This window comes from Microbacterium sp. W4I20 (genome assembly GCF_030816505.1).
Taxonomy (GTDB): Bacteria; Actinomycetota; Actinomycetes; order Actinomycetales; family Microbacteriaceae; genus Microbacterium.
On the sequence record NZ_JAUSYB010000001.1, the window covers coordinates 2,138,883 to 2,160,430 of the forward strand.

At 69.1% G+C, this 21,548-nt stretch carries 25 protein-coding genes and 1 pseudogene; 7 read left to right on the forward strand and 19 right to left on the reverse strand.

Going from position 1 to position 21,548, the window contains the following annotated elements; translation table 11 throughout:
- Positions 1-23 precede the first annotated feature (23 nt).
- The 9 genes from QFZ21_RS10305 to QFZ21_RS10345 all read right to left on the reverse strand — a co-directional run bounded on the left by QFZ21_RS10305 (position 24) and on the right by QFZ21_RS10345 (position 7,999).
- Positions 24-884: an endonuclease domain-containing protein gene (locus QFZ21_RS10305; protein ID WP_307377491.1), complete on the reverse strand. Its 861-nt coding sequence runs from the start codon at positions 882-884 to the stop codon at positions 24-26.
- A 204-nt stretch (positions 885-1,088) separates the two neighbouring features.
- Positions 1,089-1,769, reverse strand: a complete 681-nt coding sequence (locus tag QFZ21_RS10310; protein ID WP_307377494.1) for a polysaccharide deacetylase family protein — start codon at positions 1,767-1,769, stop codon at positions 1,089-1,091.
- Positions 1,766-2,215: a hypothetical protein gene (locus QFZ21_RS10315; RefSeq protein WP_307377497.1), complete on the reverse strand. Its 450-nt coding sequence runs from the start codon at positions 2,213-2,215 to the stop codon at positions 1,766-1,768. The genes QFZ21_RS10310 and QFZ21_RS10315 overlap by 4 nt, the downstream gene beginning before the upstream one ends.
- A 23-nt stretch (positions 2,216-2,238) precedes the next feature.
- Positions 2,239-3,072, reverse strand: a complete 834-nt coding sequence (locus QFZ21_RS10320) for a class II fructose-bisphosphate aldolase (RefSeq protein ID WP_307377499.1) — start codon at positions 3,070-3,072, stop codon at positions 2,239-2,241.
- Positions 3,066-3,845, reverse strand: a complete 780-nt coding sequence (locus QFZ21_RS10325; RefSeq protein ID WP_307377501.1) for a DeoR/GlpR family DNA-binding transcription regulator — start codon at positions 3,843-3,845, stop codon at positions 3,066-3,068. Before QFZ21_RS10325 ends, QFZ21_RS10320 begins: the two co-directional genes overlap by 7 nt.
- Complete coding sequence (locus QFZ21_RS10330; protein ID WP_307377504.1) at positions 3,829-4,839, reverse strand: D-2-hydroxyacid dehydrogenase; 1,011 nt, start codon at positions 4,837-4,839, stop codon at positions 3,829-3,831. The genes QFZ21_RS10325 and QFZ21_RS10330 overlap by 17 nt, the downstream gene beginning before the upstream one ends.
- On the reverse strand, positions 4,836-5,747 hold the full coding sequence (locus QFZ21_RS10335; RefSeq protein WP_307377507.1) for a carbohydrate ABC transporter permease: 912 nt from the start codon (positions 5,745-5,747) through the stop codon (positions 4,836-4,838). Before QFZ21_RS10335 ends, QFZ21_RS10330 begins: the two co-directional genes overlap by 4 nt.
- 9 nt (positions 5,748-5,756) lie before the next feature.
- Entirely contained in the window at positions 5,757-6,695 is a 939-nt protein-coding gene (locus QFZ21_RS10340) for a carbohydrate ABC transporter permease (protein WP_307377510.1), read from the reverse strand.
- Entirely contained in the window at positions 6,695-7,999 is a 1,305-nt protein-coding gene (locus QFZ21_RS10345) for a sugar ABC transporter substrate-binding protein (RefSeq protein ID WP_307377512.1), read from the reverse strand. The genes QFZ21_RS10340 and QFZ21_RS10345 overlap by 1 nt, the downstream gene beginning before the upstream one ends.
- A gap of 182 nt (positions 8,000-8,181) precedes the next feature.
- Here QFZ21_RS10345 and QFZ21_RS10350 point away from each other — a divergent pair, with 182 nt between their 5' ends.
- The 3 genes from QFZ21_RS10350 to QFZ21_RS10360 are packed head-to-tail and all read left to right on the forward strand — an operon-like array spanning position 8,182 to position 10,382.
- Entirely contained in the window at positions 8,182-9,090 is a 909-nt protein-coding gene (locus QFZ21_RS10350) for an SIS domain-containing protein (RefSeq protein WP_307377514.1), read from the forward strand.
- 3 nt (positions 9,091-9,093) lie between these two features.
- A complete protein-coding gene (locus QFZ21_RS10355; RefSeq protein WP_307377516.1) occupies positions 9,094-9,426 on the forward strand; it encodes a hypothetical protein in 333 nt (110 codons plus the stop codon).
- Entirely contained in the window at positions 9,402-10,382 is a 981-nt protein-coding gene (locus QFZ21_RS10360; protein ID WP_307377519.1) for a carbohydrate kinase family protein, read from the forward strand. Before QFZ21_RS10355 ends, QFZ21_RS10360 begins: the two co-directional genes overlap by 25 nt.
- An 11-nt stretch (positions 10,383-10,393) precedes the next feature.
- Here the strand turns inward: QFZ21_RS10360 and QFZ21_RS10365 are convergent, their stop codons facing one another.
- The 3 genes from QFZ21_RS10365 to QFZ21_RS10375 all read right to left on the reverse strand — a co-directional run bounded on the left by QFZ21_RS10365 (position 10,394) and on the right by QFZ21_RS10375 (position 12,355).
- Entirely contained in the window at positions 10,394-10,660 is a 267-nt protein-coding gene (locus QFZ21_RS10365; protein ID WP_307377522.1) for a hypothetical protein, read from the reverse strand.
- 55 nt (positions 10,661-10,715) lie between these two features.
- Entirely contained in the window at positions 10,716-11,798 is a 1,083-nt protein-coding gene (gene moaA / locus QFZ21_RS10370) for a GTP 3',8-cyclase MoaA (RefSeq protein WP_307377525.1), read from the reverse strand.
- A 95-nt stretch (positions 11,799-11,893) separates the two neighbouring features.
- A complete protein-coding gene (locus QFZ21_RS10375) occupies positions 11,894-12,355 on the reverse strand; it encodes a MarR family winged helix-turn-helix transcriptional regulator (protein WP_307377528.1) in 462 nt (153 codons plus the stop codon).
- 62 nt (positions 12,356-12,417) lie between these two features.
- Between QFZ21_RS10375 and QFZ21_RS10380 the strand changes: the two genes are divergently transcribed.
- Complete coding sequence (locus tag QFZ21_RS10380; protein WP_307377531.1) at positions 12,418-12,786, forward strand: VOC family protein; 369 nt, start codon at positions 12,418-12,420, stop codon at positions 12,784-12,786.
- A 6-nt stretch (positions 12,787-12,792) separates the two neighbouring features.
- Here QFZ21_RS10380 and QFZ21_RS10385 read toward each other — a convergent pair whose 3' ends face one another.
- The 4 genes and pseudogenes from QFZ21_RS10385 to QFZ21_RS10400 all read right to left on the reverse strand — a co-directional run bounded on the left by QFZ21_RS10385 (position 12,793) and on the right by QFZ21_RS10400 (position 15,838).
- On the reverse strand, positions 12,793-13,881 hold the full coding sequence (locus QFZ21_RS10385; RefSeq protein ID WP_307377534.1) for an ABC transporter ATP-binding protein: 1,089 nt from the start codon (positions 13,879-13,881) through the stop codon (positions 12,793-12,795).
- Positions 13,878-14,668 (reverse strand): annotated as a pseudogene (gene modB / locus QFZ21_RS10390) (molybdate ABC transporter permease subunit). The gene QFZ21_RS10385 and the pseudogene modB overlap by 4 nt, the downstream one beginning before the upstream one ends.
- Complete coding sequence (modA, locus tag QFZ21_RS10395) at positions 14,665-15,444, reverse strand: molybdate ABC transporter substrate-binding protein (RefSeq protein ID WP_307377536.1); 780 nt, start codon at positions 15,442-15,444, stop codon at positions 14,665-14,667. Before modA ends, modB begins: the two are co-directional and overlap by 4 nt.
- A 1-nt stretch (position 15,445) precedes the next feature.
- A complete protein-coding gene (locus tag QFZ21_RS10400) occupies positions 15,446-15,838 on the reverse strand; it encodes a molybdopterin-binding protein (RefSeq protein ID WP_307377538.1) in 393 nt (130 codons plus the stop codon).
- A gap of 275 nt (positions 15,839-16,113) precedes the next feature.
- Here QFZ21_RS10400 and QFZ21_RS10405 point away from each other — a divergent pair, with 275 nt between their 5' ends.
- On the forward strand, positions 16,114-17,469 hold the full coding sequence (locus tag QFZ21_RS10405; protein WP_307377541.1) for a D-alanyl-D-alanine carboxypeptidase: 1,356 nt from the start codon (positions 16,114-16,116) through the stop codon (positions 17,467-17,469).
- Positions 17,470-17,492: 23 nt separating this feature from the next.
- Here QFZ21_RS10405 and QFZ21_RS10410 read toward each other — a convergent pair whose 3' ends face one another.
- A complete protein-coding gene (locus QFZ21_RS10410; protein WP_307377543.1) occupies positions 17,493-18,773 on the reverse strand; it encodes an MFS transporter in 1,281 nt (426 codons plus the stop codon).
- Positions 18,774-18,833: 60 nt separating this feature from the next.
- Here QFZ21_RS10410 and QFZ21_RS10415 point away from each other — a divergent pair, with 60 nt between their 5' ends.
- Together QFZ21_RS10415 and QFZ21_RS10420 are read left to right on the forward strand one after the other, a co-directional pair.
- On the forward strand, positions 18,834-19,439 hold the full coding sequence (locus QFZ21_RS10415; RefSeq protein ID WP_307377546.1) for a CGNR zinc finger domain-containing protein: 606 nt from the start codon (positions 18,834-18,836) through the stop codon (positions 19,437-19,439).
- A 343-nt stretch (positions 19,440-19,782) separates the two neighbouring features.
- Complete coding sequence (locus QFZ21_RS10420) at positions 19,783-20,154, forward strand: antitoxin HicB (protein ID WP_307377548.1); 372 nt, start codon at positions 19,783-19,785, stop codon at positions 20,152-20,154.
- A gap of 14 nt (positions 20,155-20,168) precedes the next feature.
- On the opposite strand, the gene QFZ21_RS10425 is transcribed toward QFZ21_RS10420, so the two are convergent.
- Positions 20,169-20,903, reverse strand: a complete 735-nt coding sequence (locus tag QFZ21_RS10425) for an SDR family NAD(P)-dependent oxidoreductase (RefSeq protein WP_307377551.1) — start codon at positions 20,901-20,903, stop codon at positions 20,169-20,171.
- Between the two features lie 39 nt (positions 20,904-20,942).
- Positions 20,943-21,527 (reverse strand): putative glycolipid-binding domain-containing protein, encoded by a 585-nt coding sequence (locus QFZ21_RS10430; RefSeq protein WP_307377553.1) that lies wholly within the window; start codon positions 21,525-21,527, stop codon positions 20,943-20,945.
- Positions 21,528-21,548: the final 21 nt, after the last annotated feature.

Here is a 21,548-nt window from a genome sequence, read left to right on the forward strand (position 1 = left end):
AAGTTCTGGCCCCTCCCACGGGCTCACGCGCGGCGGCGCGCGATGTGCAGCCCCTGCGCCACCGCCCGCATGATCAGGTCCTGTACCATCGGCCACTCGTCCATCATCTGGTGGTAGCTCACGCGGATCACGTGATAGCCCATGAGCTTCAGCGCAGCATCGTGCCGGATGTCCTCCGAGCGTTGAGGCCCGACGTGGTGAGCGCCGTCGATCTGCAGTGCCAGCCGATCTCCGAGGAGGGCATCGACGCGGTGACCGGCGATCCAGGTCTGGAAGCGCAGGGGCGATCGCAACCACCGGAGCCGCACACCGAGGTAGGTCTCGAGTCCCGCATCGGCGAACGGCGTCGCGTCAGCGAGCACTCGCAGTGCGTTCGAGCGCAGCGGGAGCGCTTGCAGCGCCTCCCGCTGCACCAGCCCCTTGTTGAGCGCAGACTCCCAGGTCGCGAGTGCCTGCTCGAACGGCTCGCATTCCGCGACGATTGAGAGCACGTTCTCTATCGGATCCGCGAGCACGCCGGGCGCGCGAGGGATCAGCGGCGTGGCCCAGTGCACGCGCATGCTCTCCGGCTTGCCGCCGGCGCTGCCCGGAGTCGCCGCAACGTGAAGGCCGGGCTTCTGCTCGTGCACCCAGAGCCCCAGACGGCGGGCTTGCGTGAGGCAGGACAGAACGACTCCATAGCGGGCGGCAGCCCGGAGTTCCGGGTCGGCATCGGGAAGCGCGACCCAGCCATTCCGGACGCGGATGAGCGTGCCGCTGCGGATCGCGTGAACGAGAGCGGCGCGGCGGTGGCCGCGATCGACGAGATCCCGGACTCGTGCGACACCTCCGACCGCGCGGACGGCTGCGACGATGCTCGGCTTCTCGATCTTGCGTGAGGGCATCCCGCGAGCGTGGCAGCAGCGCGCAGCACGGTGCGCCGCAGCATCCGCTCGCCGTGGGGAACTCCGCCGAACCCGCACCTGTGCAGGAGGGCTGCGCGAATGTGAACCCTCGCAGAACGGCGCGAACTTCGCAGGCTTTCTCCCGGAACTCTGCGAAGTTCGTGTCGTTCTGCGAAGTTCCGACGTCGCCAGGGGCGGGTCGGCTCAGTTCACGCGGTGGATCATCGTGTTCGCGAACTGGTAGCGGTAGCCGGCATCCTTGACCGCCTGGTCGTGACGGGGGCTCTGCCCGTACGACGACCCGTGCAACCACACGAAGGCGGGCGCCTCCTGCCCGGTCACGGCCTCGAGCTGCGCCTTCGACTCGACGACCTCGCGGCGGATGTCGTCATCCGTCAGCGCCGTGTCGAAGCCCTCGTGGTGCGCGGTGTGCGGGAACACCACGTGTCGCTGCGACACCTCGGCGACCTCATCCCAGCTCATCGCGATGCGACCGCCCTTGGTGTCCTCCTCGACCAGCGAGATCCAGTGCGCGCGGGCGAAGGCCTCTTGATGCTCGGGGTCGCAGTCGACGAACGACGTGGCGATCGGGAACCAGCCGGTCAGGCCGTACTGATCGCAGAGGGGCGCGGCCACTGAGATGGAGTTGCGGTAGCCCTCGTAGAACACCGGGATCAGGCCCGGCTTGTCCTTGTGCCAGGCACCCGTCTCGAAGAGCCGGTCGAGGTCGTCGAGCGTCACCGGTGCGTAGTCGCGGGCGAAGCCGGCGAGCTCCTTCTCCAGCTCGTCGCGCGCACCCCGCGGCGTCGAGTGATAGTTGACGACCCGGATGAAGTGGCCGTTCGCGAGCTGCTCGCGCTGCACGTCGAAGGAGGGCTTGGTCATGCGAGGGTTCCTTCCCCGGTCAGGACGGGATCGATCGGATCGGATGCCGCGGGCGCGACGGGTTCGGATGCCGACGCCGCAGGCGCCGCAACCGGAAGCACATCGGCGAGCGGAACGGCCCCGGGTGCGAAGTGCGTGTACGCGAGCACCTGCATCGCCGTGATGACAGCGCCCTCGTCGTCGAAGCGGGCGAACGGCACCAGGGCCTCGCGGTAGCGGTCGAGCACGGCGAGATAGGCGGCCCCTTCCGCGCGCTGCGACTCGGATGGGGCGGCCGGGATCGGACCGCGCTCGTCGGCGAGGCCCAGGACCATGGGGATCCCCTCGCGCTCGAGGCGACGGTCGTGGCACGCGCGCATCAGTCCGACGATGTCGCCGGCCTCGAGCAGCGCAGCGGCGCTGGGTTCTCCGTCGTGCGACGACGGTCCCTGGACGGTTGCAGACATGGATTCCTCTCCGGATCGGTGGATCAGTTCGCGCCCGGGCGCGAGATCACGCCGAGCAGGTGGGCGACGTCGTCAGCGATGGCGTCGCGCGCGGCGGTCAGCGCCCGGCGAGGGTCGACGCGGTCACCGAGCTCTGCGCGCAGCGCGTTCGAGTACGCCGCCGACAGTTGCGTGCCGACGTTGACCTTGCGGATGCCGGCCGCCACGGCCGCGCGGATGCCGTCGTCGTCGACGCCGGAGGAACCGTGCAGCACCAGCGGCGCCGGCACGGCGTCGGCGAGCCGCGCGATCAGGTCGATGTCGAGGGCGGCGGTGCGACTGGTCATGGCGTGGGACGAGCCGACCGCGACGGCGAGCGCATCGACACCGGTGGCGGCGACGAACGCGGCCGCCTCATCCGGGTCGGTGCGGACTCCGGGCGCGTGGGCGCCGTCCTTGCCGCCGATCTCGCCGAGCTCCGCCTCGACCCACAGTCCGCGCTCCTGGGCACGAGCAGCCACGCGGGCGGTCGCGGCGACGTTCTCGACGTACGGCAGCGTCGAGGCGTCGAACATCGCCGAGTCGAATCCGAGGCCCGCGGCCTGCATCACGAGCTCTTCGGATTCGCAGTGATCCAGGTGCAGGAAGACAGGCACGGATGCCGCGTCCGCCAGCGTCCGGCAGGCCGCGGCGAGGGGCGCGAGATCGCCGTGGAAGCGCACGGCGTTATGGCTCACCGAGAGGAGTACGGGGAGCCCGGCGCGCTCCGCGCCGGCCACGATGCCCTCGGCGTACTCGAGCGTGATGACGTTGAATGCGGCGATCGCGGGCAGGCTCCCGCCCAGCCCCACCGCCGCCAGGGTCGGCGGGATCAGCATGTCTGGACGGTCACCCCCGCCGCACGCATGCGCTCCAGCAACTCTTCGTCCGCTCCGTCGTCGACGATCAGACGGGAGATCCCGTCGGTGGGGACCAGCCGTGCCGGTCCGCGTCGGGCGAGCTTGGAGTGGTCGGCGAGCACGATCAGTTCCCGCGCGGACGAGGCCAGCGAGCGGTCGGTCTGCGTCTCGGAGAGGTTCGTCCCGGTGACACCCATCTCGGGGTCGACTCCGAAGGCCCCGGTGAACACCCGATCGATGCCGAACTCGTCGAGGCCGGCGATCGTGAGGTGTCCGAGCAGGCTCATCTCCGTGCGGCGCAGCACTCCGCCGAGCACGATGATGTCGATGTCGGGGAACTGGGACAGCCGGCTGACGACGCTGAGGCTGTTGGTGAGAACGGTCAGACCCGGGATGCCGCCGAGGAAGGGCAGCATCGCCTCGGTCGTGGTGCCGCCGGTGATGAGCACGGTCGAATTGGGGGTGATGTACGCGGCGGCCGCCCGGCCGATGCGCTGCTTCTCCTCCGCGTAGGCGACCTCGCGCTGCGGGCGGAGGGGCTCCACGTCGTCGTCGACCTGCGCCGCACCGCCGTGCACGCGCTCGACGAGCTTCTTGTCCTGCAGCTCGTTCAGGTCGCGCCGTACGGTTGAGGCGCTCACCCCGAGGAGCTTGGCCATCTCGCTGACGGACCCGGCACCGTATGTCCGGATGTAGTTGAGCAGCTCGCGCTGACGCTTCGGCCCGATCAGGGGCTCAGTAACCGGCTGCACGGTCCACCTCATTCAGCAAGGGCCGGTTCTCGGCCAGTCGGGTCAGGTTCTCGACGACGAGGTCGAGTGTCTGTGCATGATACTGCGGGGCCAACCCCGCGACATGCGGCGTGATCAGCGCGCCAGGTTCAGTCCACCACACCGAGCCCGCACCGAGGGGCTCCTCGTCGAACACGTCGAGGGCGACCCCGCCGACGCGGCCGTCGCGCAGGCGGTCGAGCAGGGCGGCCTCGTCGACGATCCCCCCACGGGCGATGTTCACCACGAAGGCGCCCGGCGGGAGCAGGTCGAGCTGTGCCGGTCCGATGAGTCCGCGCGTGAGCTCGGTGAGCGGCACCACGACCACGAGGAAGTCACTGCGCCGCAGCACCTCGTCGAGCCGGTCGATCGGGAACAGCTCGGCCGGATCGTTGTCCGGCGCCTGGCGCCCGGTGTCGAACTTCTCGGCGACCGCGACACGAGTGCCCGAGCGGCTGACCCCGAGCACGTGCATGCCGAAGGTCGTGGCCAGACGCGAGATCTCGCGGCCGATACGCCCGTAGCCGACGATCGCGACCGTGGACCCGGCGAGCTGGCGAGGCGTCAGCGAGGCGAGCCGCTCGGCGTTCGACGGCCAGCTGCGATCTGCCCGATGACGTTCGATCAGCGGCATCCGGTGCGCCAGCTCGAGGATCGACATCAGCGCGTACTCCGCCATCGGCACCGGCGCGATGCCGCCGAGGGTCGCGATCGGCACGCCGCTCTCCCACAGCGAGGTGCCGCGCACGTGGTCGACACCCGAGGTGTCGAGCTGCACGAGTCTGACGCCGGGGACCTCGTCGGCCCGCGGCAGCCATTCGCTCGTGTGCAGCAGGTCGACCGCAGCGAGCACCTCGGGAGCCGGCGGCACGGCATCCGGCGTCATCCGATGCACCGCGACATCCGGCATCCGCTTCTGCAGCTCGTCGAACCAGGCGTCCGGCAGCGGCAGCGAGCAGAGGTACGTCAGTGTCATTTGATCCCGCTCCGCGCGAAGCCCTGCACGAAGTAGCGCTGGAAGAAGATGAACAGCAGCACCATCGGCAGCACCGAGATCAGCGCGAGCGCCATGATCGCGTTGTAGTCGGGCGACGTCTGATTCTTGAGATACAGCAGTCCGATCGGAAGGGTGAACAGCGCATTGTCGTTGAGGGCGATCAGCGGCCACGCGAAGTCGTTCCAGCTTCCCATGAGAGTGAGCAGCGTGAGCACCGCGATGAGCGGCTTGCAGAGCGGCAGCACCACCTGCAGGAAGATGCGGAAGTGCCCTGCTCCGTCGATGCGCGCGGCCTCGATGATCTCGTCGGGGATGCCGATGAAGAACTGGCGGGCCAGGAAGATGCCGAACGCTGCCGCGGCTCCCGGCAGGATCACACCCCAGTAGGTGCCGTAGATGCCGAGCCCCGAGACGAGCTTGAACTGGGCGACCATGATCGCCTGCACCGGGATCATCATGGTCGCGAGCGCCAGGATGAACACCGCGTTGCGGCCGCCGAAGCGCAGCCGCGCGAACGCGTAGCCCGCGAGGAGGTTCACGAACACCGTCAGCGCCGTGACGATCACGCCGATCACCACCGAGTTGCCCAGCCAGTCGATGACCGGCACGCGGTCGAAGACCTTGGCGAAATTCTCGAGCGTCAGCGTGCTCGGCCACAGGCGGAGCCCCGGCTCGAAGACCTCACCCCGGGGCGAGAAGGCGACGACCAGCATCCAGTACAGCGGGAAGATGACCGCGATCGCCACGACCGTCGCGATGAGCGTGCGCCAGACGATGCCCTTGCGGGTCTGGCTCTGCCGACGGCGACGACGCTGCACACGGGCGGCGCCCTTCTCGCCGAGCAGGGCCGCGTCGGCGATCTGCACGACAGTGGTTGTTTCAGCCATGATGCGCTCCTACTCCGCCAGGTCTCGCGTGCGACTGGTCTTCCACTGGATGAACGTGAAGATGAGGGTGATGATCAGGATGACGATGCCGATCGCGGCGCCGTATCCCTGCTCCCGGATCTGGAAGCCGTTGCGATAGGCGTAGGTCACCAGCACGGAGGTCGAGTTGCCCGGGCCTCCGCCGGTCATCACGAAGATGAGGTCGAACACCTGGAACGAGGCGATCACGTTCATGATCAGCAGGAAGAAGGTGGACGGTCCGACCAGCGGAACCGTGACCGAGCGGAACTGCTGCCAGCGGCTGGCTCCGTCGATGCGCGCAGCCTCGTAGAGCTCGGGCGAGATGGACTGCAGGCCGGCCAGGTAGATGATCATGTTGAAGCCGAGGCGCAGCCAGATCGCCGCGATCATGACCGACATCATCGCCGGGGCGCCCTCGGACTGCCAGCCGACCGAGTCGAGGCCGATGGCGTTCAGGATCTTGTTCACCAGCCCGTTGGACTCGTAGAACATGATCACCGCGATCATGCCCGAGGCGACGCCCGAGATGACCATCGGCAGCACGATCGCCGTGCGGAAGACCCCTCGAGCCGGGAGCACCGAGTTGAGGAGCACGGCGAGTCCGAGCCCGCCGAGCAACTCGATCGGCACGGTCACGAGCGTGAAGATGATCGTCTGCCCGAGGCTCTGCCAGAACACCGGGTCCGACACGAGCGTGCCGTAGTTCTCCAGGCCCACCCACTCCGGATCGCCGAAGCCCTTGGTCTCCTGGAAGGAGAGGATCAGGGCCCAGATGATCGGGACGAACAGGAAGAGGGACATCAGCACGAGGTTCGGAGCGGCGAAGCCCCAGCCGACGAGAGACTCGCGCAGCCGGGCCGTGCGCTGCCCCGCCCGCGGCCGGGGCGACGCGACAGCGCCCCGGTCGCGGGTGGACACGGAAGTCATTACTGCGCGGCTTCCTCGATGGCGGCCTTCAGGTTCGCCAGCGTGTCCGCGGTGGACTGACCCCCGATGAAGGCGGCCTCGAGCTGATCCTGGAGTGCGGTGTTGATCGCGGCCATCGCGGGCGACGTCAGCTGCTTCACGTCGGTCGGCTCGATGGTGCCCGCCTGGTCGACGAAGACCGGCATGACGTCGGGACGGACCTTGAACTCCACCGCATCGCCCTCGAGGTCGAGGCGTGTCGGCAGCTCATTCGTGTTGGCGCAGAACTCGCTCATCGCGTCGGCCGAGACCATGAACTTCAGGAACTCGGCAGCGAGCTCCGGGTTCTTGGTGCCCTTGGTGGCGACGAGTGCGTTGCCGCCGAGGTCGGTCGCGCCGCGCTCGTCCTTCGGCATCGGGATCGCGGTCCAGTCGAACTTCGCGAGGGAGTCGATGTCGGGCACGAGGAAGGAGCCGGCGAAGGCCATTGCGACGGTTCCCTCGGTGAAGAGGTTGTCGGCGTAGACCGTGCCCTTGGTCGAGCTGGTGGGCGGGACCCACTCGTTCTCGAAGAAGCTCTTCGTGAAGTCGAGCGCCTTCTCCCCCTCGGGGGAGTCGATGGTCGCCTCGGTGCCGTCGAGGAAGGTGCCGTTCGTCTCGAACAGCCAGCTGAGCCAGCGGGGCGCGCCGCCGAGCTGCCAGTTGTAGGCGAAGGGGTACTTGTCCGACGGGAGTTCCGCGCGCAGCTGCGTGGCCACGTCGGCGAACTCGTCCCAGCTCCACGCGTCGTCCTGCGTGGTCGGGAGCGTCGCCGGGTCGATGCCGGCCTCCGTCAGCATCGCCGTGTTGACGAGCAGCGCCGACACGTCGGTCTGGTGGGGCACGCCGTAGGGCGCGCCGTCGAAGGAGACGGCCTCCCACATCGCGGGGGTGAACTCGGAGACCTCGTCGTCCGAGAAGTACTCGCTCAGGTCGAGCAGCTGGTCCTGGCTGGAGTAGACGCCCAGGTTGCCGTAGTCGACGCGGAACAGGTCGGGCGCCTTGCCCGAGGAGAGCTGCGCGTCGATGTTCGAGAACATCTGGTCGTAGGGCACCACGTTGAGCTTGATGTCGACGCCGTCGTTGTCGGCCTCGAACTGCGCGATGAGGTCCTTGAAGGTGTTCTCCTCCGCCTCGCTGCCCCAGGTGGTGAAGGTGAGGGTCTTGTCGCCGCCCTCTTCGTTGCCGCCGCCACCGCCGCCGAAGCCGGCACAGCCGGAGAGGACCAGTGCGCTGGCGGCGCCGAGTCCGACGATGCCGATGAGGCGCTTGTCTCTGATACCCACGCGTCGATCTCCTTCTCGTGATCTCGCCCGCAGCCTCGATGCTGCGCGGCGTCCCTGTCCGTTGCAGTATTCATGAATCGCGCCAATCCGTCAAGAACTTTCATTCCTTGCTCATTTCTGATTGAATCTGCACAGATCGTCGCCACATGCGCGACGACGGAGAGATCCGAAGGACCATCGAGATGAACGAAACCACCGCCACCTCCGGCGTGATCACGCGGGCGGAGCTCATGAGCCAGCCCGAGATCTGGCAGCAGGCGCTCGACCTCACCGAGAAGCACAGTGCACTGCTCCCCGCCGCCGGCGAGAAGGTCCTGGTCATCGGCTGCGGCACCTCCTACTACATGGGTGACGCCTACGCCTACCTGCGCAACGACGCCGGGCTCGGACGCACGCGCGCGGCCATCCCCAGCGAACTCGACTGGATCGACGACGACGAGCACATCGTCGTGATCTCCCGCTCGGGCACGACCGCCGATGTCGTCGAGCTCGTCGAGCGCTACGGTTCCACGCACCGCGTCACCGCGATCCTGGGCGACACGAACACCGCGCTCGGCCTGCTTTGCGCCGATCGCACCGTGCACCTCGACTTCGCCGACGAGCAGTCGATCGTCCAGACGCGTTTCGCCACGACCGGCCTGACCGCGCTCCGCGCCTCGATCGGCCAGGTGTCCGCAACGCTGGTCGACGATGCACGCGCCGCCCTGGCCGCAGCGCTGCCGGCCGACCCGGCGCAGGTACAGCACATCGTCTTCCTCGGTCACCGCTGGACCAACGGCCTGGCCCAGGAGGCCGCGCTCAAGGTGCGCGAGTCCGCCGGGTTCTGGACCGAGGCGTACTCGATGTGGGAGTACCAGCACGGACCCATCTCGTGCGCCGGACCGAACACCCTGGTCTGGTTCCTCGGCGAGGCTCCCGAGGTGGTCGCCGACGACGTGCGCTCGACCGGAGCATCGGTCTACGTGAACGATCTCGACCCGCAGGCGAACCTTCCCCTGGTGCACCGCCTGGCCGTCGATCTCGCCGCCCTGCGCGGGCGCAACCCCGACACTCCCCCGTTCCTCAACCGCTCGGTGCTCGTCACCGACTGACCGATGCCGGTCGTCACGGTCGCCGTCGCGCCGCATGCCGAGGAGCGCGACCTGCTCGCTCGCGTCGCCGACGCGATCGCCGACGCCCTCGAGCTCGCCGCCGGTGACGTGATCGCGATGTCCGTGCCGGTGCGCGAGACCGTCTCGAGCGGCGCAGCGCCGGATGCCGTCTCCGAGCCGTGGGTGCTGATCAGCATCCACGGCTCCGACCGCGGCGCGGAGAAGACCCGGCGTGCGTGCGAGGCCGCGCGGATCGCGGCGGCAGACTGGAGTCGCCGACACGGCGTCGGCCAGGAAGGAGCGTGGTGCGAATGGCTGCTGCCGCAGCATCCGTAGGTCGATTGCTCGTCATCGGCGAGCTGTGCGTCGACCTGATCATCGAGGTCGACGACCAGATCCGCTTCGGACAGCACGAGCAGATCGTGCCGCGGACCACGCTCACCATGGGCAGTTCCTCGGCGATCACCGCGTGCGGCGCCGCAGCGCTGGGCATCCCCACCCGGTTGATCAGCGTGCGCGGCGACGACACGTTCGGCCGGTTCCTCGACGCCGAGCTCACGGAGCGCCGGGTCGATACCTCGGGCGTGCGCGTCGACGACAGCCTTCCGACCGGAGCATCGACGCACCTCACCCGCCCGAGCGGCGACCGCGCCATCCTGACCTCGATGGGCTCGATCGGCACGGTGCGCTCGGCGGACGTGACCGCGGCGGACCTCGCGTCGGCCGCACACCTGCACGTCGGCAGCTACTTCCTGCAGCACACCCTGCACGACGATGCGCCGTCGCTGTTCCGCGCGGCGCGCACCGCGGGATTGAGCACCTCGCTCGACGGCAACTTCGATCCCGCCGAGCAGTGGGACTCGGGAATTCTCGACCTCCTGCCGCACGTCGACGTCTTCTTCGGCAACGAGGAGGAGCTGACCGGGATCACCGGTGCCGCCGATATCGACGCAGCGGTCGAGCGACTCCTCGAGATCATGCCGGCGGATGCGGTGGTCGTCGCGAAGCTCGGCGCCGACGGCGCGGTCGCGGTCCGACGCGTCGGAGGCGGTGTCGAGCGGGTGCGCGCGGGCGTGCCACCCCTGGACTCGGCGCTCGTCGACACGGTCGGCGCCGGAGACACGCTGGCGGCGGGTTTCCTCGCGGCACGGCTGCTCGGGATGACCGCCGACGACGCGATCGCCTTCGCCGTCGCGTGCGGCACCGCATCGACGCGGGGTGCGGGTGGGGTCGGCGCTCAGCCCGACCGTGCGACGGCGCTGGCCCTCGCCGCGCGGACCGCGGTCGGCTGACCGGACAGCGCTCAGAGGCGCCGCGCGGTGATCGCCTCGCGGCCGTACTCCTGCCGCACCGTGCGCAGACACCGCGAGCACAGCAGCTCCACGCGACGGGGATGCCCCTCCCCGCAGACGCAGTCGATGGTCACTCGCCACTTGGCGCGGCGACCACAGGGCGCGTAGGCAGTCTCGTCGCCGTGGTCGCACTCGCAGCGCTGCGGTTCGCGGTCGATGCCGGCAAGCTCGCCGAGGTCGACGATGCTCTCGATATCGGCTTCGGCTGATCTGACCACCAGGCGATGGTGCCAGGAGGAGGCCGCCGACCGCAAGACGGCGATCCGACTCAGATCAGCCGCCGATGGCGTTCATGCCGCGCGACGGCTGCAGGAACGACGGATCGTCGATCGCGTGACCCGGCAGCTTGCCGTGCACGCACGAGCGCAGCATCGCGGCGATGACGTCGTCGCGCTCGCCCGGCACCGCGCCGTCTGCGCGCATCACCTTGGTGAGGTCGTACTCGGCGTTCGAGAACAGGCAGTTGCGGAGCTGGCCGTCGGCGGTCAGCCGCAGACGGTCGCACGCGCCGCAGAACGGCGCGGTGACCGAGGCGATCACGCCGACCTCGTGCGGGCCGCCGTCGATGCGCCACTTCTCGGCCGGGGCACCGCCGCGGCCGGGGACCGGCTCGAGGTCCCACCGCTCGCTCAGCGAGGCGAGGATCTCTTCGCGCGTGACCATCGTGGTGCGGTCCCAGGTGTGACCGGCATCCAACGGCATCTGCTCGATGAACCGCAGCTGTGCGCCGACCTCCATGGCGAAGGCCGTGAGGTCGACCAGCTCGTCGTCGTTGACGCCGCGCATGGCGACCGCGTTGAGCTTGAGCGGACGGAGCTCCGATGCCGCCGCAGCCGCGATCCCCTCGAACACGTCCTCGAGGCGGTCGCGTCGGGTGAGGTCCGCGAAGCGCTGACGGTTGATCGTGTCGATGCTGATGTTGAGACGGGTGAGTCCGGCCTCGATCAGATCGGGGAGCTCCTTCGCGAGGCTGATGCCGTTCGTGGTCATCGCGACCTCGACCGGGCCGTCCTCGCCCTGGATGCGCGCGATCCGGCGCACGACATTGATGATGTCGGCACGCAGCAGCGGTTCGCCGCCGGTCAGCCGGAAGGTGCGGATGCCGAGGGAGGCGGCCACTTCGGCGACCTCGACGATCTCGTCGGTGGAGAGGATGCTCGAGCGCGCGAGCCACTCGTTGCCCTGCTCGGGCATGCAGTACGTGCAGCGCAGCGAGCACCGGTCGGTCAACGAGATGCGCAGATCGCGGTGCACGCGGCCGTGGGTGTCGACGAGGGCTCCGCTGGTGGGGACGGCGCCGGCAGCAGGTGCGGCCGCGGGCGCGCGCATACCGATCACGACCGGTACGGCCGTCATCGTGCACCCTCGCTCATCGACATCCTTCGAGACTAACCCGCGCCGGGCCGGTGCGGGGCGCCGTGACGCCGATGACCGGCGCATTGTCAGCGTGGCTACGAGCCTGCCTCGCGGTCGTCGCGCAGGGAGACGACCATGCCGCGCAGCATCCGCACCGCGCTCGCCCGCTCGTCGGGTGTCATGCCGCTCAGCATCCTTTCCTCGACGGATCGCACGGCGGCGCTGGCCTTCGCGAGGCGGCGTCGGCCCAGCGGCGTGAGGCTCGCCGGCAGCACCTTCCCCACCGCCGCTTCGGCCGGCCGCGTGACCGATCCATCCCGCTCGAGCGCCTGCAGCAGCACGTTCATCGACTGCCGCGTGACGAAGGTGCCACGCGCGAGCTCGGAGTTCGACAGGCCGGGGCGCTGGGCGAGGAGCTCGAGGCAGGAGTAGTGCGTCACGGTCATGCCCAGCGGTTTCAGCACCGCTTCCATGGCGACGCGCAGAGCGCTGGACGCCTCTTTCAGCAGATAGCCGAGCGACGTGTCGAGGTCGATCCCTGCGGCGTCTTGACTCATGTCAGTATTCTGACATACTATTCTGTATGTCAGATAACTGACACACAAGGAAGGTTCATCCTATGCCCGTCACCGGTCCCGACTTCATCTCCCTCCAGGCGCGCGATCTCGATGCCTCGCAGGCGTTCTACGAGCACTACCTCGGTCTCGTCCGATCGCCGGCCGGCCCGCCGCACGCCGTCGTCTTCACCACGACGCCGATCGCATTCGCCCTGCGCGACATCGTGCCCGGCACCGATCTCGATGCGGTCGCGCAGCCGGGCATCGGTGCGGCGATCTGGATGCATGCGACGGAGGTGCAGGCGATCCACGACGCCCTCGCCGCCGACGGCCACACCATCGTCCAGGCGCCGATCGACGGTCCGTTCGGGCGCACCTTCACGTTCGCCGACCCCGACGGATACCAGATCACGTTGCACGATCGCGCGTAGATCGGTTCAGCTCACCGGCACGAACCGAACGTGCGCCGGGTCGATCCGCAGCCGCACCGGCGCACCGGGCTCGAGGCCGGCGGCATCCATCAGCGAGACGTCGACCTGACCCGCCGTCGTGTGCACGCGGATGCCGGCGAGCGTCGATTCCAGCCGCATGATCGTGGCGCTCCACCTGTTGCCATCGCTCGAGTCACCGTCGGCGACGACGCGCACGTCCTGCGGGCGGAACACCGCGGCGAGCGCCACCCCGTCGGTGGCGGCGAGTGCGCGCGACGCGGCCTCCGCGCTGGTGAGGCCGACGTCGCCGCTCTGCCACCCGCCATCGCGCGCAACCCCGACGAGCCGATTGACCCCCGCGATGGCGGCGACGAAACCGGATGCCGGAGCGGCGAGCACCTCGCGCACCGGCCCGCTCTGCGTGAGGCGACCGGCCTCCACGACGATCAGGCGTTCGGCGAGCGCGACCGCGTCGGCGGCGTCGTGCGTGACCGCGATGGTCGTGATGCCCATGAGCTGTTCGCGCAGCATCCGCCGGATCTCTCCCGCCGTCGCGGGGTCGAGCGCGACGAGCGGCTCGTCCAGCAGCACGGCGCGAGGGGATGCCGCGAGGGCGCGGGCGACAGCGACGCGCTGACCTTCTCCGCCGGAGAGCTCGCGCGGCATCCGCGAACCGGATCCGGGCAGCCCGACCCGCTCGAGCCACTCATCGGCGGAGGCTCGCGCCGTGCGGGCATCCACGCCCGCAGCTCGGGGCCCGAAGGCGACGTTCTCGCGCACGGAGAGGTGCGGGAACAGGCGTGCGTCCTGTCCGAGCAGCACGATGCCGCGGTTCATGGGGGTCGTCCGCACCCGCGGGGCAGCGACCCGGTCGACGACGCGCTCCTCGACCGCGATCTCCCCCGCCGTCAAAGGTTCGAGGCCGGCGAGCGCCTGGAGCAGCGTCGACTTGCCCGCGCCGCTGGGGCCCATCACGGCGACGGTCTCACCCGCTGCAACCTCGAGAGCCACGTCGACGGCGAAGTGCTCGCGCTCGACGACGATGTGAGCGCGCAGCCCGCTCGCGGTGTGCTCGACCCGGTCGACCCCGCTCATCGCGCCGACCCCGGCCGCCAGCCGCGCACCAGCAGAAGTACCGCGATCGCGGTGGCGAGGAGCAGCAGCGCGAGCGCGACCGCCGCCCCCTGTGACACCCCGGCGCCGTTGAACGCGGTGTAGATCGCGAGGGGCATCGTCTGGGTGACGCCCGGACGGTTTCCGGCGAAGAGGGCCGTGGCCCCGAACTCCCCGATCGCCCGCGCGAAGCACAGCACGACACCGGCGACGATGCCGGGGGGGCGGCGAGCGGCAACGTGATCCGGCGGAGGATGGTCCACCGACCCGCGCCGAGGGCCGCGGCGGTGCGCTCGTAGTCGACGCCCGACGTGCGCACGGCTCCTTCGACGGCGAGCACGAGGAACGGCAGCGCGACGAACGTCTGCGCGAGCACCACGGCGGGAGTGCTGAACGACAGCCCGAGTCCGCCGAGCCAGCCCGCCCGCCCGAAGAGGTAGAGCAGGGCCACGCCGCCGACCATGGGCGGCAGGACGAGCGGAACCGTGACCGCCGCGCGAAGCACAGCGGCCAGGCGCGGACCGGAACGAGCGATGAACAGGGCGAGGGGCACTCCGATGACGATGCAGAGCACGGTCGCGAAAAGCCCGGTGCCGAGCGAGAGGCCCAGCGCCGAGAGGGCCGCCTTCGATGTCACGTCGGCGAGGAACGTCGACCACTGCACGCGGGCGATCAGCGCCGCGAGCGGCACGACGAGGAACGCGAGTCCGATCAGGGCGGGGATGGCGAGGGCGCGCGGCGCATACCCCTGCGCGCCGGCCGAGGTCATGGCTTCCCGAAGCCGAAGTCCGCCAGGATCTTCTGCCCCGCGTCCGAGAGCACGAACGCGACGAACGCGTCGGCGGCATCCGGGTTGGCCGCGTCGGCGAGCGCGGCGATCGGGTAGTGGTTCACGACGTCTCCGGCGCCGTCGGGCACGATCACCTCGATGTCGTCGCGTCCGACCACATCGGTCGCGTAGACCAGGCCGGCGTCGGCCTCCGCTGCCGCGACCTTGGTGAGCACTGCGGTCACGTTCTGTTCGAGGCTCGCCGCCTCGACCGTGACGCCAGCGGCTGAGAGCAGCTTCGCGGATGCCGCCCCGCACGGCACCTCGGGGGCGCACAGGACCGTGGTGACGTCGGCGAGGTCCGCGAGCGTCTTCACGTCGCCGGGGTTGCCCGCGGGGACCGCGATCACGAGAGTGTTGGAGACGAACAGCTGCGGGTCGGGCGCAGCATCCGCCGCCTTCTCCATGTTCGCCTCGTCGGCCGAGGCGAACACGTCCGCCGGGGCGCCCTCGAGAATCTGCGTGACCAGGGTCGACGAACCGTCGTAGACGGGGCTGACCGTGACGTCGGGGTTCTCGGCCGTGAACTCCTCGGCGATCGCATCGAAAGCGCCGGTGAGCGAGGCGGCGGCGTACACCGTGAGCTCGCCGGTCAGGCCGCTCTCGTCGGCCGAGGCGGATGGCACGGGGGATGCCGGTGCACTCGCGCATCCCGAGAGAGCCAGGGCAGCGGCGGCCAGGAGTGCGGCAGCAGAGCGACGGAGTGCGCGGCTCATCTCAGTCCTTCGGGATCTCGACGACGACCTGCGTCGCCTTGACGGATGCGGTGGCGAGCGAGCCGACCTCGAGCTGCAGTTCGCGCGCGGCCTCGGCCGACATGAGCGAGACGACGCGGTGCGGGCCGGACTGCAGGTCGACCTGAGCCATCAGCCCGTCGATCTGCACCCGGGTCACGATGCCGACGAAGCGATTGCGGGCGCTGGAGAGGAGGTGTTCTGCGGCCTTCGCCTCCTCGGCGAGCGCGACCGCCCGGGCGGCCAGCGCATCGCCGGGAATCTCGGCGGGAACGGCATCCGTCACGGGAAGCAGGCCGTGCTCGACCCAGCGCCGCACGGTGTCGTCGCTCACGCCGAGAAGTTGCGCGGCGCGGGCGATCCGGTAGGTCTGCATGGGGTGAATCTACCGCAGATGCGGGTTATCCTGCCATTTTCATCCGTTTTTGCGTGGACGAGGATCGGTGCCGGCTTTGCCAGGGCGACGATTCGCGGAGGCGCCGACGTCTTGCGGACCGATCCCCACGAGGGAGTCCGCGATTCGTCGTAGGCTCCGCAGAACGTCGGGCGATGCCGCCTGTCCCCCGAATGGCCGATACCGCGCAGAGCCGATGTCCGGGAAGATGAGCTGTTTCGAGGTTTTCGAACATCAGGCGCGGAGTGGGGCTCTGGATGACGACACCGGATCGACAGACGGATGAGCTGTCCGACTTCGCGGAGCTGATGACCCACGAGCAGGAGTTCACGAGCCGTCGGGATCGGATCGATCCGGACGTGCGCAGGAAGCGCAGACGCCTCGGGCTGATCATCACCACCATCTGTGTCGTCCTGATGCTGGCGGCGGCCGGGGGCTACGTGTGGTGGACTCTCACCGCTCCCGTGAATGCTCCCGCGGTGACCACGCAGACGCCGCCGGTTCCGACCGGGGATGCTGCCGTCGTCGAGACTCCGTACGCGTCCTCCACGGCGATCAGCATCGCGGGCGCCGATGCGTATCTGGGCGAGAAGGCGAGCGGCATCTGGTCGTCGAGCGGAACCGGAGACCCTCTCCCGATCGCGAGCATCACCAAGCTCATCACCGCGCTGGTCATCCTCGACGCCGCACCCCTCGCCTCAGCCGATGACCCCGGCCCCACGATCACCTTCACGCGGTCGGACCACGACCTCTACGACCGGTACTACGTGCAGGGCGCGACCATCGCCCCCATGCCGACGGGCACCTCGATGTCGCTGCACGATGCCCTGGCCGTGATGCTGATCCCGTCCGCCAGCAACTACGCCGAGGCGCTGTCGTCCCACATCTTCGGATCGCAGAACGCGTTCCTCGGCGCGACGCGCGACTGGCTCGCCGCCCACGGGCTGACCGGCACGACGCTCACCGAGCCCACCGGCATCAGCCCGCGCAACACCAGCACGCCCGCGGACCTCCTGGCGATCGGGAAGCTCGCCGCCGCGCATCCGGCGATCGCGCAGATCGTCGCGACCCGGTCGATCTCGATCCCCGGCGCCGGCCCGCTCAACAACACCAACGGCCTCCTCGGAACCGCTGGGATCACGGGGCTGAAGACCGGAACGCTGGGCGCGGGCACCTACAGCCTGCTCTATACGGCGACGCTCGATGTGGGTGCCGCCGATCCGCTCGCGGTGACCGGCGTCCTCCTCGGCGGTCCCACGCGCGAATTGGTGAACGACAGTGTGATCAGCACGCTGGAGAGCATCCGCGCCGGCTTCCACGAGGTGGCCGTCGCGACCTCCGGCCAGGAGGTGGGCACCATCTCGACACCGTGGGGCTCCACCGCCGAGCTGGTCATCGGAGAGGATGCGTCGATCTTCACCTGGTCGGACACCCCGATCGTCGTGACGATGGACATCGACACCCCGCCGACCTATCAGGACGGGACAGTCGTGGGGAAGGTCACCTGGACGGCCGGACCGAACACCGTCACCGCTCCGGTGACGATCAAGGGGAACATCGACCCGCCGACCGAGTTGTGGCGCCTCACCCACCCGACGGAGCTCGGTCGATGACGGATGCCGGCGGCTGACGCCGCTCAGTTCTCCGCGACGGCGAGGTCGTCGAGCCGACGGATGCCACGGAGCGGCGACAGCCAGACCCACAGCACCGTGAAGAGGCACAGGATCGCTCCGACGACGAGCCCCATGCGCAGCCCGAGCCAGTCGCCGACCAGGCCGCCGAGCAGCGCGCCGAGGGGGATGGTGCCGTAGGTGATGGTGCGCATCGTCGCGTTGACCCGGCCCAGCATCCGGTCGGGCGTGCGCAGCTGACGGATGGTGATCAGGAGCACGTTCGAGACGGCGGTGCCCGCGCCGTTGACAGCCATCAGGGTGGCGAGGGCCGCGACGGCGGCGACACGGGGCCAGCCGGCATCCACCACCGGGATCAGCAGCAGCGCCCCGCACTCGACGGCGGCGCAGAGCACGAGGATCGTGCCGGCTCGCAGACGTGTGGTGAGTCGGGATGCGGTCGCGGCGCCGAGGAGTGCCCCCGCCGCCCCGGCAGAGAAGACGATCCCGATCTGCCCGGCCTCGAGCTTCAGCGTATGCACGGCGTACAGCATGAGCAGCAGCGTGATCCACTGCGCGAACGGGTTGTAGAGCGCGGAGAAGCCGACGTTGGCGCGCAGGTACGGATCGCGCACGACGAGGCGGATTCCCAGTCGGAGTTCGGCGAGGAAATGCCGTTCGGTCGTCGCGGGCGGCCGCTCCTCGGCTGACATCAGCAGCAAAGCCACGGCTGAGACGACGTAGGTCGCGGCGTTGACGACCAGCGTGGCCGTCGTGCCGAGCAGCTGGAGGAGAAGTCCTCCGAGGCCGGGGCCGCCGATCTCCCCGGCCGCAGCGGTCGCCTGGATCCGGGAGTTCGCTGCCCCGAGTTCGGCGCGTGGCACGAGCGAGGGAATCGCGGACTGATGGCCCACCTCGTACACGACCGTCAGCGCGCCCAGTGCGACGACGGCGATGAGGAGTAGCGGGAACGCGAGCGCGTTCGATGCCGCGGCCACGACGAGCCCGACGATCAGCGCGCCGCGGCCCAGCTCGGATGCCATCAGCAGTCGACGTCGCCGGTACCGATCGACGATCACGCCGAGCGGCAGCGCCAGCACCAGGAACGGCAGCCACTGCGCCGCGCTGAGCACACCGAGTTCGGTGGCCGAGACGTGCAGGACCGAGACGGCGATCAGGGGGATCGCGAACTCCTTCAGCTGGTCGCCCATCACCGAGGAGCCCTGGGCGAACCAGAAGAGGCGGAAGTCCCGCCGCCAACGCGGTGGCGTCGCCACTGCGGGCTTAATGGGTGCTGTCTGCTTCATGCATTAGAGAATGCCACGTGCTAATGGACTATGTAAAGATCACGCGTTAGAATTTTCGTCATGACCTCAGAGCCCCGCGCGACCTTCTCCCGCATCGGAGGACACGTCGCGCTCGACCTGATCAACACGGTCGAATGGCGGCTCTCCGACGAACGCCGCGAGGAGGATCTTCGGGACTACGCCGACGTGGTCCGCTGGGCGCGGCAGCTCGAGCTCATCTCGGTCGACGAGGCCGAGACCCTCTCGAGACCGGCAGTGCAGGCATCCGCCGACGCCGAGCAGGAGCTCGCACGAATCCTGTCGATCCGCGAGGCGTTGTACTCGACCCTCTTCGCCGCCGGGTTCTCGCAGCCCGTCGCCGAGGAGTATCGCGAAGCGATCGGTCACGCTGACCTCGAACGACACGACGATGACTGGTCATGGACCCTCCCCCTCGACCTGTCGCTCCCGCGACGGCGCATCGCGCTCGCCGCGGTCGACCTGCTGACGCATTCCGACCTCTCGCACCTCAGTCAGTGCCAGGATGCCGAATGCGGATGGGTCTTTCTCGACACCTCACCGCGGAGCAACCGGCGGTGGTGCGTATCGAGCGACTGCGGCAACCGCAACCGGGTGCGCGAGTACTACGCACGCAGTCGCACCGCCCGCGCCGCCGAGACGGCCTGAGCGACGACCCCGACGTTGGGCGAGAAACGCGTTTCTCCGACGAGCGGACCTTCCTGCACGGCTTTGCCTCGATCCGGGCTCTCCACATAACCCGGGCCGCTGTCTAGGGGGTCTCAACGTTGAATGTCTAGGGGGCATAAATTATGCTCGTGGTCGGGCCGATGAGATACAGCGCCCTCACCGCTCTGCTCCGGGAAGCGGGTTTCCGATCCCGTCAGGGGAAGGGCGATCACGAGGTGTGGTCGAACGGACGACATCATGTGTCGATCACTCAGACGCGAGACATCTCCCCGGGAATCGTACGCAAGGCCTTGAAGACGATTCAGGCATCGAAGGAGGACCGATGACGGAGATCACCGCAACCGCGCGCAAGTGGGAGCACGGTTGGGAAATCTGGCTCGACGGAGAGGCTGCCACTCAGGTCGCGACGCTCGACAAGGCAGAACAACAGGTCCGCGACTACCTCGACACCGAAGTTCCGGAGGTCGACCACAGCAGCTGGCGCGTCTCGGTGGTACCGGACATCGGACCCCTCGGCGACGAAGTGGCAGCAGCGCGCCTCGCTACGGAGAACGCCATCGCGGCGTCGGCGACCGCGGCATCCGAGTCGCGTCGGGTGGTGCGGCATCTTCGAGAGGCCGGGTTCTCTGTAACCGACTCCGCCGCGATCCTCGGTGTCTCGCGCGGGCGTATCTCGCAGCTCGTGAACGGCTGAAGCTGCCCCTACCCCTACCGCGTCGGCAGCTCCACACCGGTGGCGTCAGCCAAGGCGGCGAGCAGCTCCTGCTGGAACGCCGCATCCGTGACGGCCGGGTGCGGTTGCCTCTGCTCGCCGTGGTGCCAGTAGCCACCGGTGACCGTCAGATCCGAAGCGGTCGCCAGGCGTTCCTGGGTCTCGTGGCCGAGGTCGAAGTCGTCTGTCGCTCCGGCGCCGCCCATCTTCGTCGGCACCCAGCCTGGGTCGACGGCGTTGGCCGAGACGCGGGGTGCCCACCGGTCGGCGACCGCCGCGGTGAGCGTCGTGAGGAACAGCTTCGTGTCGGAGTAGCTGGCGGTCTGCCGGTCGCCGTACCAGTCGAGCACCGCAAGGTCGGTCGATCCGCCGCGATGCATCCCGCTGCTGAGGTAGACGTGCCGGGTCGGTGTGCGCAGCAGCGCGGTGAAGAGGTACGGGGCGACGACGTTCACCGGCAGCAGGCCGGCGCCTGAGACCACGCCGGCATTGTGGATCACCGCATCGATGGATGCTCCGTCGTCGAGCTCCTGGGCTGCATCCCTCACGGCCTGCCGATCGGCCAGGTCGGCGATCACCAGGTCGGCACCGCGGTCGATCAGCGCCTGGATCGCGGCGGCGCGTTCCACGCTGCGCGCGTGCACGATCACCTGATGCCCCTGGTCGAGAAGTGCTTCTGCGGTCGCGCGGCCGAGGCCGTCGGTGGATCCGGTTACGAGGATGCGTGCCATGAGACCATCCTCGCCCCGGATCGACGGAGCGGGGCCGAGTCAGAGATCTCTCGCGGCGATGCCCGGATACTCCAGAACCAGTCCGGCCGCGTCATAGACGAGGTCGCAGGCGAATGAGAAGGCGGGCGACTCATAGTGGAAGATCAACCGGCCAGAGGAGCGAGCCATGAGCGCGTAGGTCTGCTCCAGTCGCTCGACGCGCAGGTCGTCTGCCCGCACGAATGCCGACGAAACCGCGACGGTCTCTCCTATCTCGAAGGCGGTCCGGTGCAGCGGGAGCGTGTTGGTGACCGCCGATGACTCGAAGTCGACGTCGACGCAGCCATCCAGGTCGGGCCTGGCTTCGCCATCGACGATCCACCCGTCCTCGGCATCACGGCTCAGCGTGACCGCTCTCGCGCCTTGTGGTCCGAGTGTCGTCGCGTGCACGGCGACGGTTCGCCAGCCGGCATCGAGCAATATGTCGTACCCGACGGACCACAGCGCCGATTCCTCATTCGCCGTGGTGTGGCCGATGAGACGGTGTCCGGCGTCGAGTCCCTCGCGGAAGAAAGTCAGCTCGAATCCGCTCCTGGCCCCCAGATGCTTCCAGCTCGCCGCGGACGGCAGTGGTGACAGCCTCATCCGTCGAACCTACCGGTGCCA